Here is a 465-nt window from a genome sequence, read left to right on the forward strand (position 1 = left end):
AGCCCGAGCACGAACAGCAGCACGCCGAGCACGATCGCGGCGATCCGCGCGGGGGTCGCGTGCGCACCGAGCCAGCCGACGGCCATCGGGTCCAGCAGCGCCCGCCGCCCGCGGTACTCGCCGAGCACGCCGAAGCCGACGACCAGCGCGAGCGCGCCGCCGAGCAGGGCGAGCAGCCCGACCAGGAACGTCAGCACGCGTTCGCCCGCGTACGACCGGGAAAGCGCCTTCGCGGCGACGGACTTGCTCATCGGCGGTCCTTCGGCGAGTCGACGACGACGGTGACCTTCGGCCGCCGCGCCAGCGGGACGTCGTCGAGCAGGGCGGACACGGTTTCCAGCAGCCGCGGCCGCAGCTCGCCCTCGGCTTCCAGGGTGCTCTTCGCCCGGACGCGGATCCGCCGGGCGCTCGCGGTGACCGACGCGCCCGCGACGTTGTCCTGCGCGCGCACGGTCAGCCCGACCA

2 pseudogenes are annotated in these 465 nt (G+C 75.1%); both read right to left on the reverse strand.

Features of this window, described 5'->3' with window-relative positions:
• Window positions 1–251 (reverse strand): annotated as a pseudogene (locus G3I65_RS44495) (alkaline shock response membrane anchor protein AmaP); the annotation flags it as partial.
• Window positions 248–465 (reverse strand): annotated as a pseudogene (locus tag G3I65_RS44500) (DUF6286 domain-containing protein); the annotation flags it as partial. The pseudogenes G3I65_RS44500 and G3I65_RS44495, both read right to left, overlap by 4 nt.

The sequence above is a fragment of the Amycolatopsis sp. SID8362 genome (genome assembly GCF_010550475.1).
GTDB lineage: Bacteria > Actinomycetota > Actinomycetes > Mycobacteriales > Pseudonocardiaceae > Amycolatopsis > Amycolatopsis eburnea.